General features: G+C 62.4%; 12 protein-coding genes. 1 reads left to right on the top strand and 11 read right to left on the bottom strand.

Translation table 11 applies throughout. The annotated features are described in order from the left end of the window. Positions 1-412: 412 nt before the first annotated feature. The 4 genes from L1K66_RS16240 to L1K66_RS16225 form a co-directional block, all read right to left on the bottom strand. Positions 413-2,230: a hypothetical protein gene (locus tag L1K66_RS16240; RefSeq protein ID WP_252258856.1), complete on the bottom strand. Its 1,818-nt coding sequence runs from the start codon at positions 2,228-2,230 to the stop codon at positions 413-415. A 103-nt stretch (positions 2,231-2,333) separates the two neighbouring features. Further along, entirely contained in the window at positions 2,334-2,843 is a 510-nt protein-coding gene (locus L1K66_RS16235) for a rhodanese-like domain-containing protein (RefSeq protein ID WP_252258855.1), read from the bottom strand. A gap of 23 nt (positions 2,844-2,866) precedes the next feature. After that, entirely contained in the window at positions 2,867-5,539 is a 2,673-nt protein-coding gene (acnA, locus tag L1K66_RS16230) for an aconitate hydratase AcnA (RefSeq protein ID WP_252258854.1), read from the bottom strand. Between the two features lie 168 nt (positions 5,540-5,707). Then, complete coding sequence (locus L1K66_RS16225) at positions 5,708-6,607, bottom strand: DMT family transporter (protein WP_252258853.1); 900 nt, start codon at positions 6,605-6,607, stop codon at positions 5,708-5,710. 183 nt (positions 6,608-6,790) lie between these two features. Here L1K66_RS16225 and L1K66_RS16220 point away from each other — a divergent pair, with 183 nt between their 5' ends. Further along, positions 6,791-8,176, top strand: a complete 1,386-nt coding sequence (locus tag L1K66_RS16220) for a L,D-transpeptidase family protein (protein ID WP_252258852.1) — start codon at positions 6,791-6,793, stop codon at positions 8,174-8,176. On the opposite strand, the gene L1K66_RS16215 is transcribed toward L1K66_RS16220, so the two are convergent. The 7 genes from L1K66_RS16215 to ispG are packed head-to-tail and all read right to left on the bottom strand — an operon-like array spanning position 8,142 to position 13,977. Then, a complete protein-coding gene (locus L1K66_RS16215) occupies positions 8,142-8,579 on the bottom strand; it encodes a hypothetical protein (protein ID WP_252258850.1) in 438 nt (145 codons plus the stop codon). The two genes, L1K66_RS16220 and L1K66_RS16215, sit on opposite strands and share 35 nt — an antisense overlap. A 5-nt stretch (positions 8,580-8,584) precedes the next feature. After that, positions 8,585-9,310, bottom strand: coding sequence for a murein L,D-transpeptidase catalytic domain-containing protein (locus L1K66_RS16210; RefSeq protein WP_252258848.1), 726 nt, complete (start codon positions 9,308-9,310; stop codon positions 8,585-8,587). Between the two features lie 46 nt (positions 9,311-9,356). Next, positions 9,357-10,805 (bottom strand): NAD(P)-binding protein, encoded by a 1,449-nt coding sequence (locus tag L1K66_RS16205; RefSeq protein ID WP_252258847.1) that lies wholly within the window; start codon positions 10,803-10,805, stop codon positions 9,357-9,359. A 37-nt stretch (positions 10,806-10,842) separates the two neighbouring features. Then, positions 10,843-11,760: a histone deacetylase family protein gene (locus tag L1K66_RS16200; RefSeq protein ID WP_252258845.1), complete on the bottom strand. Its 918-nt coding sequence runs from the start codon at positions 11,758-11,760 to the stop codon at positions 10,843-10,845. Between the two features lie 5 nt (positions 11,761-11,765). After that, the gene (locus L1K66_RS16195) at positions 11,766-12,311 is read right to left on the bottom strand and encodes a manganese efflux pump MntP (RefSeq protein WP_252258844.1); all 546 of its coding nucleotides are present in this window, start codon (positions 12,309-12,311) and stop codon (positions 11,766-11,768) included. After that, positions 12,308-12,832 (bottom strand): thioredoxin family protein, encoded by a 525-nt coding sequence (locus L1K66_RS16190; protein WP_252258842.1) that lies wholly within the window; start codon positions 12,830-12,832, stop codon positions 12,308-12,310. The genes L1K66_RS16195 and L1K66_RS16190 overlap by 4 nt, the downstream gene beginning before the upstream one ends. After that, positions 12,829-13,977, bottom strand: coding sequence for a flavodoxin-dependent (E)-4-hydroxy-3-methylbut-2-enyl-diphosphate synthase (gene ispG, locus L1K66_RS16185; RefSeq protein ID WP_252258840.1), 1,149 nt, complete (start codon positions 13,975-13,977; stop codon positions 12,829-12,831). Before ispG ends, L1K66_RS16190 begins: the two co-directional genes overlap by 4 nt. Positions 13,978-14,048 lie beyond the last annotated feature (71 nt).

The raw sequence follows: 14,048 nt of genomic DNA, 5'->3' as shown, positions 1-14,048 counted from the left end.
TCGAGCCGTTAGCCTAACCAAAACATGGTTAACCGCATTGCCGTCAACGCTTCTTCAATCCCAAGACATCATTGGAATTGGTGAAGGTGTGGAAGGTCCGCACTCAGCCATGACAGGCAACAGGGTTCGTTCTCATGTCGATCAAGATGGTATCAGCCAAGCTCGCAGCAACAGCTGCCGGAATTGCGCTTTTGCAAGGCGGCGCGGTTCGCATGGCGGAGCCGATGAACACGGACGCACCGCGGTTCACCACCGATGCGGACGGCAAGCTGGTCGAAACGAGCCCTGATTATGTGAAGCAGCCGCGCTATGTGAAAACGGAACGCGTGCGCGAACTTCCACCTCTGCCCGAGCCTGAGCGTCGTCGGCGGATCGTGGAGCGCACGATCGAGTGCCAGCCGATCCCTGGCCCCTATGGCGTGGCCGGATCGCTGCCCGCAGGTGCTACGCGCGCATATATTAACGAAGCCGAATGCCCGCCGATCGCACAGGTGGCGTACGCTCCTGGACCGCTTCCCCCGCTTCCGCCGATCAGTGGCGGTGGCGGCTTTGGTGGTGGCCCGGTGATTGTCGGCGGCGGCCTTGGCGGCTTTGGCGGCGGTTTCGGCGGAGGCTTCTTCGGTGGCTTCTTCGGCGGAGGCGGTTCGTCTTCGGGTGATGTGAGCATCAGCACCACCACGTCCGGTGGTGGCACCAGCAGCTCGACCTCCGGTGATGTCAGCTCCGGTGGTTCAGGTGGCTCCGGCGGTTCAGGTGGTTCCAGCACGAGCACCAGCGGCGGCAGCACCAGCTCCAGCGGTGGCAGCTCCAGCACCAGCACTTCAGGCGGGACGAACGGTGGCACCTCGGGCGGCAACGGCACGACCACGACCACTACGACCACCACTACGACTTCTGGCAATGCGTCGAGCAGCACGTCCGGAAACGTTTCGACCAGCACCTCGGGCAATGTGTCGAGCACGACCTCTGGCAATGTCTCGACCAGCACCTCCGGTAACGTGTCGACCAGCACGTCCGGCAATGTTTCGACTTCGACCTCCGGGAATGTTTCGAGCAGCACCTCGGGCAATGTCTCAAGCACGTCGGGGAATGTGTCGAGCACGACCTCGGGCAACATCTCCAGCACTTCGGGCAACGTTTCGAGTACATCGGGCAACGTTTCGACGAGCACCTCCAGTTCGGGGAATGTTTCGAGCACCAGTTCGACATCCGGCAACGTCTCGAGCACAAGTTCGACTTCTGGCAATGTGTCGAGCACGACCAGTTCCACCACTTCGGGCAACGTCACCAGCACTTCTGGCAATGTCACCAGCACCGGCGGGTCAGGCGGGTCGAGCTCTTCCAGCTCGTCCTCTTCGAGCAGCTCGTCGTCCAGCTCGTCCTCGGGTGGCGGAACTTCCGGTGGAACCACGGGCGGATCGACCTCCTCGTCTGGCTCCTCCTCAAGCTCATCCAGCTCATCCAGCTCTTCGAGCGGCTCGTCGGGCGGTTCTTCGGGCGGTTCCGCTTCGTCGAGCTCCAGCTCGTCGAGTTCTTCGTCGTCAAGCAGCTCAAGCTCTGGCGGAAACACGACTTCGGGTGGCGCGACCAGCGGTGGCAGCTCGGGCAACATGACCAGCTCGACCAGCTCGTCTTCATCGTCGAGCAGTTCCTCGTCCTCGTCTTCTTCGGGTTCCTCGGGTGGCACGACCAGCGGCGGCAGTTCCAGCTTTGGCGGCTCGTCCTCTTCTTCGAGCTCGTCATCGAGCTCCAGTTCGTCAAGCAGCTCGGGCGGTTCCTCGAGCTTCGGCGGTAGCACTTCGTCGTCGGGTTCGTCGTCCTCGTCCTCGTCCTCGTCATCCAGCTCATCGGGCGGATCGTCGAGCTTTGGCGGCAGCAGCTCCAGTTCGTCGTCTGGTTCCAGTTCCGGTTCGTCGAGCTCGTCGGGCGGCAACAGCTCCGGCTCGTCCTCTGGCTCGAGTTCTTCAAGCTCGTCGGGCTCCTCGTCTTCGGGCGGCAGCACTTCGAGCTTTGGTGGAACCAGCAGTTCCTCGTCTTCGTCCAGCTCGGGTTCCAGTTCTTCGAGCGGTTCGTCGAGCTTCGGCGGAACGACTTCGTCCAGCAGTTCGTCTTCCAGCTCAAGTTCAAGCTCGTCCTCGGGCAGCAGCGGCGGCACCGATGTGCCTGCCCCGCCGATGATGGTGCTGTTCGGCCTCGCCGCCGCCGCTATCCTGCGGCGTCGCAAGTCCAAGGAGGATGAGGTCGCGGCCTGATCCCTCTGTCCCACGGACGCAAAAAGGGCGGCTTCCCCAGCGGGAGCCGCCCTTTCTGATTCGCGGCCGTGAACTACCCGATCAGGGTGCGGTCACAGCCTTGTCGGCAGTTTGCCAAGCGATGATGCCACCCGCCAGATGGCTAACGGGCTGTTCGAGATAGGCCGACAGTGCCTCCCCCGCGATACCGGATCGGCGACCTGACCGGCAATAGAGCACGATTTCGCGGCCGTCGGCCTGCGCAAGCAAGTCCGGCCCGGGTGCGAATTGGTCGAGCGGGATATGAACTGCTCCGGTGATCATGCCTTCCGCGACTTCTTCTGCGGTGCGGACATCGACGAGCATGATGTCGCCAGCTGCCATGCGCTCGGCAAGCTGTTCGGGCGTCAGGTCTATTACCTGCGCCTGATCTTCAGCCCGTTCGTCTGATCGGCTTCCGGCGGTGGGCTCGGGCGCCGGTTCACGCGCCATTGCCAGTTCGAAACCGATCGGAGGACCCGGCGCGCGCTTGCCATCGTCATCCTCTCCCGGTGCGCAGGCGGCAAGCGCCAGCACGGCGGGGAAGGAAAGGGCGAGACGCGCCGGGTTCATTCGTTGCTCCTTTGGGCTCCCGATCAGGCAGCCAGCTTGCGCAGCACGTAATGGAGGATGCCGCCGTTGCGGTAATACTCCATTTCGTTCGCCGTATCGATACGGCAAAGCGCGGTGAAGGTGAAGGTCGCGCCGTCGCCTCGGGTCACCTCGATCTCGACGTCCTGGCCGGGGGTGAGCTCAGCCAGCCCCTTGATACTGAAGCTGTCATCTGCCGTCAGGCCCAGCGTCTCACGCGTGTCGCCGTTCTTGAACTGCAACGGCAGCACACCCATGCCGACGAGGTTCGAGCGGTGAATACGCTCGAAGCTTTCGACGATCACGGCGCGCACGCCCAGCAGGATCGTGCCCTTTGCCGCCCAGTCGCGCGATGAGCCGGTGCCGTATTCCTTGCCGCCGACCACGATCAGCGGGGTTCCGTCTTCCTTGTGGCGCATTGCGGCATCGTAGATCGGCATCTGTTCGCCATTGTAGGTCGTCACACCGCCTTCGACGCCGGGGACCATTTCGTTCTTGATGCGGATGTTGGCGAAGGTGCCGCGCATCATGACTTCGTGGTTGCCGCGACGCGATCCATAGGAGTTGAAGTCCTTCTTCGCCACCTGGTTCGACTTGAGATAGGTCCCTGCCGGGCTGTCTTCCTTGATCGATCCGGCGGGCGAGATGTGGTCGGTGGTGACACTGTCGCCGAGGATCGCCAGCGGCTTTGCACCGACGATGTCGGTGACCGGCGCCGGGGTCATGCTCATCCCGTCGAAATAGGGCGGGTTGGCGACATAGGTTGAACCTGCACGCCACTGATAGGTGTCCGAAGGCTCCACCGTGATCGCCTGCCAGTGCTCGTCGCCGTCATAGACGTTGGCATAGCGGCTTTCGAACATCGAGCGGTCGATATTGGCGGCGCGATGCTCTGCCACTTCCGCATTGGTCGGCCACAGATCAGCGAGCATGACGTCATTGCCGTCCTGATCCTGCCCGATCGGAGTGGTGGTGATGTCCTCGGTAACGGTACCCTTCAGCGCATAAGCAACCACCAGCGGCGGCGATGCGAGGAAGTTGGCGCGGACATCGGGCGAAACGCGCCCTTCGAAGTTGCGGTTGCCCGACAGCACTGACGCCGCAACGATGTCGTTGCCGTTGATCGCGGCACTGATCGGCGGAGCGAGCGGGCCGGAGTTGCCGATACAGGTGGTGCAGCCATAGCCGACGAGGTCGAAACCGACAGCGTCGAGATGCTCCTGCAGGCCTGACTTTACGAGATAGTCGGTAACCACCTGCGAACCGGGAGCGAGCGAGGTCTTGACCCAGGGCTTGGGCTTGAGGCCTTTCTCATTGGCTTTCTTCGCCACCAGACCCGCTGCAATGAGCACGTCGGGGTTGGAGGTGTTGGTGCAGCTGGTGATCGCGGCGATCACGACGTCGCCGTCGCCGATATCGTGGTCCTTGCCTTCGACACCGACACGGGCAGGCGCGCTCTTGCCGTAGACCTTGGCGAGATCGCCGTTGAACAGCTCGTCCACTTCGGGGAGGATCACCTTGTCCTGCGGGCGCTTCGGCCCGGCGAGGCTGGGGACGACTGCGCCCATGTCGAGTTCGAGTGTGTTGGTGAAAACCGGCTCGTTCGCCGGATCGAACCACATGCCCTGTTCCTTGGCATAGGCTTCGACCAGCGCGATGTTGTCTTCGCTGCGGCCCGTCAGGCGCAGGTATTCGATGGTCTTGTCATCGATGCCGAAGAAGCCGCAAGTCGCACCATATTCGGGCGCCATGTTGGCAATGGTGGCACGATCGGCGAGGGTCAGGTTGGCGACGCCTTCGCCGTAGAATTCGACGAAACGGCCCACCACGCCGACTTCGCGCAGCATCTGCACGCAGGTCAGCACCAGATCGGTCGCGGTCACACCTTCGGCCATCTTGCCGGTCAGCTTGAAACCGACGACTTCGGGGATCAGCATCGACACCGGCTGCCCCAGCATCGCGGCTTCAGCCTCGATCCCGCCGACGCCCCAGCCCAGCACGCCCAGACCGTTGATCATGGTGGTGTGGCTGTCGGTGCCGACGCAGGTGTCGGGATAGGCCACCATCTGCCCGTCCGGCCCTTCGCTCGACCAGATGCCTTGGGCGATGTGCTCAAGGTTCACCTGGTGGCAGATGCCGGTGCCCGGAGGCACGGCAGAGAAGTTCTTGAAGCTCTTCGATCCCCACTTGAGGAAGTCGTAACGTTCCGCATTGCGCTCGTATTCGAGCGCCATGTTCGCTTCCATCGCCTTGGGATGGCCGAATTCGTCGACCATCACCGAGTGGTCGATCACAAGGTTGACCGGCACCAGCGGATTGATCTTGGCGGTATCGCCGCCCAGCTTCTTGATCGCGTCACGCATCGCGGCGAGGTCAACGACGCAAGGAACACCGGTGAAATCCTGCAGCAGCACGCGGGCCGGGCGATACTGGATTTCGCCGCCGGTTACCGGGTTTGCCTGCCAATCGACGATTGCCTGAATATGTTCCTTGCCGACGGTGAAGCCTTCGTCTTCGAAGCGCAGCAGGTTTTCGAGCAGCACCTTCATCGAGATCGGCAGTTTCGACACATCACCCAGCTGCTCTGCCGCCTTGGCGAGCGAGTAATAGGCGTAGGTCTTGCCGTTCACATCGAGAGTGGAGCGGGTAGCGAGCGTATCCTTGCCGATTGCAGTCATCGGTGTGTCCCATCCTTCTTAAAGCTGGCCTTTTTCGTCGGGGCGAAAAAGGGGATCCGGGTGATCCAGTCCGGTAGAGTAATCTCAGGCCCGCAACTGCTAGACTGCGTGCCTCAGGTCAAGGGGGAGGCACCCTTGGAAGGAAGGATTCCGACTAATGGGCTATGCCTAGGCCGTTTCCGGGGCTTTTCGGCCCTTTCTGGTCGCCAGCCAGCACCCGGTTACGATCAGAATCGTTCCGGCCAGAGTAGGCAGCGTCACCGCCTCGTCAAAGAACGCCCATCCGAGCGCGCTGGCCCAGAGAAAGCCGGAATACTCGATGGGTACCAGTGCCTGTGCCTCGGCGCGGGCATAGGCCCATGCGATCGCCATCGCCCCTCCCACTGTCAACACCGCCGCACAGGCCAGAGGCACCAATGCGGCTGAAACCGGCGGTGTGGCAACGAAGGGTGCGAACAGCAGCAGCACCAGTCCGCCGATCCCGCTGTGAAAGGTGGCGATCTCGACCGGTCCTGCCACTTGGCTTTGGCGGCGGACGACAATGAAGTTGTAGGCATAAAGCAGCGCCGAAACCATCAGCGATGCAAGGCCCAGCGCTGCATCATGATCGAAATCGCCGCCGCCGATCTTGCCCCCGACGATGACCAGAGTGCCCGCAAACCCCAGCAGGCTTGCGAAAATCGCCTTGGGCCGGATCACTTCGCCCAGCAGAACCCGTGCGAGGTAGAGCGCGATCAAGGGCGCTACAAAACTGATCGCGATAGCCTCGGCCAGCGGCAGCTTGGTCAATGCGAAGAAGAAGCTGAGGGCCATGAAGGCGGAAATGATGCCGCGTTCTATGTGCAGTTTCATCACGGGACGGGTGGGCCAGGCCGTTTTGCGCCAAAACCAGAACGGCGCGATCAAAGCTGCACCCATCAGGCTGCGCAGCACCGTCGCGGTGTAAGTGCCCGTCACCAGCGCCGCCTCTTTCATGAAGGCATCCATCAGCGACAGGCAGCCCACGCCCAAGGCCGCGGCCGCGAATGGCAGCAGGCGGGCAAGGGATGGAGGTGCGGGCTGTGCCATAGTCGCCGCCTGTTAGGGCGCAAGCGGTTCAAGGTCACGCATTCTTCGCATTGCCTGAAAAGGTCTTTTGGACAGAATTCATCGCAGCGAAAGCCGTTCATCTTGATAGCGTCTGGCAGTCAGGGGTATAATCGCAGATAGGCGCCGCCATTCTGGGGCGGATCGCACTATGGGAAGGGTTCTATGCGCAGCTGGTTGAGCACTTTGGCGGGCGGAATTGCCGCAGCATCCCTGATCGGGAGCGGTGCCGTCGCGCAGGATGATGCAGCCCGGCAGGTCGCGCCTACTGCTGCTCCTGCCCGCGCTCCTGCGCCCGGCGCCAGTTTTGATGAAGCTTTCCCGCAAATGGTGTCAGAGCCGATCGTTCAGGGCGACCTCGCGCCTCCGGGGCCGATCATTCAGGAATGGAGCCTCGAAAACGCCTCCGCCCTCGTCAATGTTATCAAGGGTATCGGTGCCGAAGGTCTGAACCCGGCCGAATACAACCTTGAGCAGCTCCGCATGCTGCTTCTGGAGGGCGAATCCGAAGAGCTGAACGCGCTCGCTTCGAAAAGCTTTGTCTGGCTGGTGGAGGATCTGCGCGACGGGCGCACGCCGGCAGACGCGCGGGTGCAATGGTTTGTAGTCGATCCCGACCGTGACCGTTTCCGCACTGGCGATCTGCTGACGCAGGCGCTCGAGACCGGTGATGTGGCTGGCACGCTGGCGAGCCTGCATCCGACCCATCCCGACTATGCGCGTTTGCGTGAAGAACTGGTCGCGACCCCCGAAAGCGAAGCGGCGAAGCGCAAGCTGATCCGCGCCAACATGGATCGCTGGCGCTGGCTGGCGCGCGATCTGGGGCGGCAGTACCTGATCACCAACGTGCCCGAATACCAGCTGCGGCTGACCGTCAATGACAAGATCATCCGCAGCTATCGCACCATTGTCGGCAAGCCGGGGCGCACCGCCACACCGCAGCTGGCCGAAATGGTCGAAGGGGTGGTGTTCAACCCTACTTGGACGGTGCCGCAATCCATCGTGCGCGGCGAAGGGCTGGGTCAGCGGGTGCTCAACAATCCGTCATGGGCGCGGGCCAATGGCTACACCGCCACGCGCGGCGCGAATGGCTATATCACCGTGGTGCAACAGCCGGGGCCGGGCAATTCGTTGGGCCAGATGAAGCTGGAAATGCCCAATTCGCACGCGATTTTCTTCCACGACACACCTTCGCGTCACCTGTTCGCCAATGCCAACCGGGCTTTGTCGCATGGCTGCATCCGAACCGAACGCGCGCTGGAACTGGCGATCACCATGGCGATTCTAGGGCGCGGCGCTACGAAAGACGAAGCGGTGGCGATTTCGTCTTCGGGCAAATACACCAAGGTTATGCTGGAGCGGGAATTCCCGGCCTATATCACCTATTTCACCATGGCGACCGACATCGACGGCGAGCTGCGGACCTTCAACGACATCTACGAGCGCGATGCTCCGGTGCTGGCCAGCTTCGACAAGCCGCGCGTCGAAAACCGCTCGGGCGAAAGCGATGACGAAATCATCGTGATCGAGGACGATCTGCAGGATAGCTAGGGGCGAGGCTCCACCACAGAGTGAGCGCCGCTCCAACGGAGAAGGGCAGGGCGACGATCCAGAAATAATCAGGGTCGCCCATTCCAACTATCGACAATGCGGCTGCCTGTGTGAGCAGTGCTGCGAGGATACACAATCCCAGCGAAGCGCCGCGTCCCAACGGCAAATGCCGAATGGCAAGCGCGGTGATAAGCCCACCCGTCAATACGCACGGTATGACGAACATCATGCTCAGCGCTGCGGCGAAGAAGGGGTAAAACAGAATCGCGCCGAGGCTGCTCCATTCCATGTAAATGCCGTCGAAAATGATGGCGAAGATTGTCAGGCAGAACCCGCCGATCAGACTTCCACCGATAATGGATTTGCCAAGCGCGACGGGGATAGGGTCGGGCCGGTAATCCACCGCCCCTAAAACGCGCCAGGACTGTACCGCTGCATCGCGCTGGGCACATCCGGTGTCAGCGCGGCGAGTTGCTGTTCGCGGGTCAGCATCGCGCCATTGTCTTGCAGGCCGAGGCTGTCGGCATAGAGCAAGCGTCCACCCGACAGGTTAAGCAACGCGGTGCGGAAATTGTCCGATCCGAATGCAAAGCAACCGTTCGATCTGCCCAATCGCCCCCACCGTTCGATATGAGACGGTTCGGCATATGTCGCACGGTGCATCACGATATAGCGCCGCAGCGCCGCATCATTGGTGGAATCAAGCCCGCCGAGCCGTACCGACGTGCCGTAGCGGCCCTGATACCATTCCCAGGTGACATAGGCACCCTTGCTGGTGGCGTTGGAGCCTTCGACATTTGAGTACCGCGTCAACCACCCGTCATGCTCCGGATCGGAGCCTGTCCCGTGGCTGACGTGCGCAGCTGTGACTTCTTCACGATCAAGATTGACGAAGTAGAACCGCTGCTGCGCCGAATGGACGCCGAAATCGGCAATGCCGACAATGTCGCGCCGCCAGATCGCATCGCCTGCCCGGTCAAGCTCGCGCTTGGCGATGTCGAAAAGTACGCGGTCGCGCACTGATCCTGCGCGCGGTTGCGCAGCGAGCCTTGCGGGCAGGGCGGGCACTGCCAGAGAGGCTCCGGCGATGATCCCGGCGGCAAGGCCGGATTTGAGAAGATCGCGACGCTTCATAATTGCAATACTATCTACCCAATTATGGCGTTCCCGTGAATCCTTTTTATTGCGCCTCGTGGATCGCCTTGGCCGCCATGCCCAGCTTGATGACGCCGGGCATATGCCGTTGAATCTTCGGCCCGACCTTGGCCAGTGCGGCAAGGCGCGGGTCCTGCACTTTCATCATCTGTGCAATTGCCGGGCCAGTGGGGTGCAGGCGGCTCTTTGCGTTCCAGGCATTGGTTTTCTCGTTACCGGAAAGGATTGCGGTGCTCATCAGGTTGGCCATCACCGCGTAAGGGTAGGTGTCGGTCGAATCCGTCAGCGGCGCGGGGGGAACAAGATTGTTCTTTTCTTCATCCGTGTCGAAATTGGCTTCGAGAAACGCCGCAAGCGCCGCGCTGTAGGGGACGAACGGCACCTGAGCGAGTTGCAGCGTGATCCGGTCACCGTCGAAGAACGGCTGCTTGTTCTCACGCGCATGGAACGGGACTGCGGTGGCGGTGCAATCGACGAAGAGTGTGCCGGCGGGCATGGCAATCCGTTCTTTCCCGAACAGCATTGCATCGGGTTCCAGCGCGGTCACGCGCTTGCCGCGATGGACGCGGGTGATGCGGCGCAGCAGCTCGATCTCGCCTTCGGAAATGACGGCAAAATGGAACATCTTGGGCGTTACCTCGGGATCGATCCGAAGCATGGTGCCGCGTTCGCCCAACATGGCGAACATTTCGTCCCCGCTTTCGGAGGCGTCGGCGCATTCGACCAGATCGATCTGGAACTGGACCAGGTCGTCGATTGCGTGGCGGGCGGGTTGCAGCAGCCTGCGATTGAACATCCAGCTGTCACGCGGGCGAACCCAGTCGATCCGATCGGGCGCGACCCCGGCTTCCAGCAGCCAGACAGCGGTGTCCATCGCAGTCTTGCCCCCGCCGAGAATGCAGTAATGCGCAGGCAGGTTTTCCGGGTCTTTCCAAAGCTGCGGCAAGTCCCCCGGAATGGCGAAGCGGGTGCCATCGCCAATGTCGAAGCCGGGCTTGTGGGTGGAGGGGACGGAGGTCTGGAACCATGTCGCATCCACCAGCTTGCGCCGGACGGTAAAGCTGTGATCTTCGCCTGAAAGGATGCTGCGGGCGCTGTGTCGTGTGCCGTCCTGCGCCAGATATTCGGTTAGCGGGAAATAGGCGACGCGCCCGCTCGGGATCAGCCGGTCCGTCATCAGCCTGCTGTAATAGGCGAGGATTTCGGCGTGTTTGGCCAGTGGAAACATCCCGGCATTGTGGCCGTGTTCGTCCCTTCGATCGGGGCACATTTCCATCGAATTGACACCGTAGGTCGCGCTTGGTTGGTGCAGGGCAACGAAGGAGTAGGCATCGTTCCAATGCCCGCCGGGCCTGGCGTGCTTGTCGACGATGGTGATGTGGTAATCGGGGTCTTCGTCGATCAGCGTATCGGCAAAAGCCAGCCCCACCGCACCTGCCCCGATGATGAGGTAATCGGTTTCCTGCTCTGCCATTGATCAACTCCGTCCTTGTGGTCGCAGCGGAGTAGCATCATCCCCGCGATTGCGACACTCGCAGGTTCTCATTCGCCATTGTCAGCATCGAGCGGGCGTGCCGCTCGGCCACGGCACGCTGATCGTCTCCGTAACCGCCACCAAGCGCGGAAGCCACCGGCAACCCTCTGCAGCGTGCATGGTTCACCACGAACCGATCCCGCCGCTCCAGCCCTTCGTCGGTCAGGGAAAGCCGGCCAAGCTTGTCATCGAAATGCGGATCGACTCCGGCTTGATACAGCACCAGATCAGGTTCGAAGCTGTCGAGGATCTCGGGCAGATGCCTATCGAGCGCCTCCATAAAACCGTCATCGTCGATCCCGTCAGGCAGGCCGACGTCGCGGCTTGATCGAGCCTTGCGCACGGGGAAGTTCTTTTCGGCGTGCAATGAGAGGGTGAAGATGTCCTCCCGACCGGCGGTGAGGCTGGCGGTGCCGTCGCCCTGATGCACGTCGAGATCGACGATGAGTATGCGCCTTGCGTCGCCCTCTGCAATCAGCCGGTTCGAAGCGACCGCGAGATCGTTGAACACGCAATAGCCTGCGCCCGTTTCGTGCAGCGAATGGTGGCTTCCGGCAGCGGAATTGGCGGCATATCCGTGCTGCATCGCGAGCCTCGCCGCGAGCCATGTGCCGCCATTGGTGTGGCGGACGCGGCTGGTGATGGCGGGCGTGACGGGAAAGCCGATCCGGCGTTCCTTTTCGCGTGGGACTGCGGCGCGAAACACCTCGTCCACGTATGACGGGCAATGCACCGCTTCGAGCCATTCGCGCGGGCATGGCTCTGGCGCGTGTTCGGTGATGGGCGCGCCTGATGCCCTCAGGGCTTCCATCACGAGGTAGTATTTGTCGAAACGAAAGGTGCCGCGTTCCGGGCGCGGGGCCATGTAATCCGCGTGGTGAACAACGTGCAGCATCGGCTTCACAGAAAGCCCGTGTGTTCGGCCAGTATCTTGCAACCCAGCGCAATCAGGATCACGCCCCCGGCGCGTTCCGCCCATTCGCCCCAGCGGTCGCCCGCGGTGCGGCCCAGGGCTACGCCCCCTGCGCTCATGATTGCGGTTACAATGCCGATCAGCGCAACGGCGGTAAGGGGTGCGACGCTGAGCGTAGGTAGCGTTATCCCGGCGGCAAGGGCATCAATGCTGGTTGCCACCCCTGCGACGAGCAGCGCTCGACCGGTCAGCGCTTGCGAGGCCTCTTCCTCGCCCACATGGCCGCCCAGCATACGCACGCCGAGGAAGGTGAGGAGAGCGAAGGCGATCCAGTGATCGACCGCTTCGATGTAGGCGAAAGCTGCGTATCCGATGCCCCAGCCGATCAGGGGCATGACCGCCTGGAATACGCCGAAGGTGAGCGCAATGGTAGCAGTGCCTGCCAGTCCGGGCCGGAACCGCGCGCCTTGCGTCAGCGCCACGGCAAAGGCGTCCATCGCCAGCGCGAAGGCAAGCAGCAGGGCGGCGATCATGGTGCTGCGGGAACGGCAGCCTTGGTCAGCATCGCCAGTTCTTCGTGGATCGCATCCTCGCTGCGGCTCGCGGCATTGCGCCATGTTGTCGCCGTGTCGGGGTTCACCAGTTCGCCCTCTGCGGTCAGCACGAGCAGGTTGGGCGTGCCCGGTACTTCCTGAATGCCGAACCTTCGCGCCACGGCTAGGTTGTGCCCGTCACCTGTCTGCGGCATTCCGATGTTGACGAACACCAGTTCGTATTCCGCCTGCACCAATGCGCCGATCCGTTCGCTTGCCAGCCATCCGGCGAGCGCGCGGCTGTCGTGGCACCAGTTACCGCCCATCACCAGCAGCACCCGCTTGCCATTCGCCTGTGCGCGTTTCAGCGCCGCGTCGACATCGCCCATGGCGTCGTCGCTGACGGTGTATGAGCGCGCTTCGGGATAGTCATGCGCGCTGTGCGCGGTCTTTTCGGCCACTGTGGTGCAGCCCACCAGCAGCAGTCCGGCGGCTAGCCCCGACACTATCGGTTTGATCATTTGGCAGCTTCCGCCGCCGCGGCATGCGGATCGAAGGCGACCGCTTCACCCGCTTCGATCGCGGCGGCTTTCTCCTCGACCAGCTTCACAATGTGATCGAGCATGTCTTCATCCTCGATCGCGTGCGCTTTCACGCCCGAGAGGTAGACCATGTGCTTGCCCGCGCCGCCGCCCGTCAGGCCGATGTCGGTTTCGCGCGCTTCACCCGGGCCGTTGACGACGCAGCCCAGCACCGAAAGGCTCATCGGGGTCTTGATGTGTTCAAGCCGCTTTTCGAGCGTTTCCACCGTGCGGATCACGTCAAAGCCCTGACGCGAGCAGCTGGGGCAAGATACGACCTTCACCCCGCGTGTGCGCAGGCCCAGCGCCTTGAGCATGTGATAGCCGACCTTCACCTCTTCTTCCGGCTCAGCCGAAAGCGAGACGCGGATCGTGTCTCCGATTCCGGCCCACAACAGTGAGCCCATGCCTATGGAGGACTTCACCGTCCCGCCGATCAGACCGCCCGCCTCGGTGATGCCTAGGTGCAGCGGGCAATCGACCGCTTCGGCCAGCCCGTGATAGGCGGCCACGGCGAGGAACACGTCGCTGGCCTTCACCGCCACCTTGAACTCGTGGAAGTCGTGATCCTGCAACAGCTTGATGTGATCGAGCGCGCTTTCGATCAGCGCCTCCGGGCAGGGCTCGCCATACTTCTCGAGCAGGTGCTTCTCGAGGCTGCCGGCGTTCACTCCGATACGGATCGCGCAGCCGTTCGCCTTGGCCGCCCGGACGACTTCGGCGACACGTTGCGATGAGCCGATGTTGCCCGGGTTGATCCGCAAGCACGCAGCGCCGCCATCAGCGGCCTCCAGCGCGCGCTTGTAGTGGAAGTGGATGTCGGCGACGATCGGGATGCGCGCGGCCTTGGTGATCTTCTTGAATGCGGCGGTCGCTTCCTCTGTCGGGCAGGACACGCGGATGATGTCGCAGCCGACTTCTTCGCAACGACGGATCTGGTCAAGCGTCGCCACCGCGTCTTCGGTCGGCGTGTTCGTCATCGTCTGCACGGTGATCGGCGCATTGCCGCCAACCGGCACGTTGCCGACCATGATCTGACGGCATTCGCGCCGCTCGATAGTGCGCCAGGGACGGATTGCGTTCATTTCGGCTCGTCAATTCCTACAGGATGGAACACATGGAACACGGTCCTGAAACCAAAAACCATCAGCACCGC

It is taken from the genome of Erythrobacter aurantius (assembly GCF_023823125.1).
GTDB lineage: Bacteria > Pseudomonadota > Alphaproteobacteria > Sphingomonadales > Sphingomonadaceae > Erythrobacter > Erythrobacter aurantius.
The sequence above is the reverse complement of the archived record's forward strand: the minus strand, read 5'-3'. Positions and strand labels throughout refer to the sequence as shown.

What these genes read in the sequence shown, in the direction of transcription:
- L1K66_RS16235 (WP_252258855.1), bottom strand. Translation starts at nt 2,843, where the DNA reads ATGAACCCGGCGCGTCTCGCCCTTTCCTTCCCCGCCGTGCTGGCGCTT.
- acnA (WP_252258854.1), bottom strand. Translation starts at nt 5,539, where the DNA reads ATGACTGCAATCGGCAAGGATACGCTCGCTACCCGCTCCACTCTCGAT.
- L1K66_RS16225 (WP_252258853.1), bottom strand. Translation starts at nt 6,607, where the DNA reads ATGGCACAGCCCGCACCTCCATCCCTTGCCCGCCTGCTGCCATTCGCG.
- L1K66_RS16220 (WP_252258852.1), top strand. Translation starts at nt 6,791, where the DNA reads ATGCGCAGCTGGTTGAGCACTTTGGCGGGCGGAATTGCCGCAGCATCC.
- L1K66_RS16210 (WP_252258848.1), bottom strand. Translation starts at nt 9,310, where the DNA reads ATGAAGCGTCGCGATCTTCTCAAATCCGGCCTTGCCGCCGGGATCATC.
- L1K66_RS16205 (WP_252258847.1), bottom strand. Translation starts at nt 10,805, where the DNA reads ATGGCAGAGCAGGAAACCGATTACCTCATCATCGGGGCAGGTGCGGTG.
- L1K66_RS16200 (WP_252258845.1), bottom strand. Translation starts at nt 11,760, where the DNA reads ATGCTGCACGTTGTTCACCACGCGGATTACATGGCCCCGCGCCCGGAA.
- L1K66_RS16195 (WP_252258844.1), bottom strand. Translation starts at nt 12,311, where the DNA reads ATGATCGCCGCCCTGCTGCTTGCCTTCGCGCTGGCGATGGACGCCTTT.
- L1K66_RS16190 (WP_252258842.1), bottom strand. Translation starts at nt 12,832, where the DNA reads ATGATCAAACCGATAGTGTCGGGGCTAGCCGCCGGACTGCTGCTGGTG.
- ispG (WP_252258840.1), bottom strand. Translation starts at nt 13,977, where the DNA reads ATGAACGCAATCCGTCCCTGGCGCACTATCGAGCGGCGCGAATGCCGT.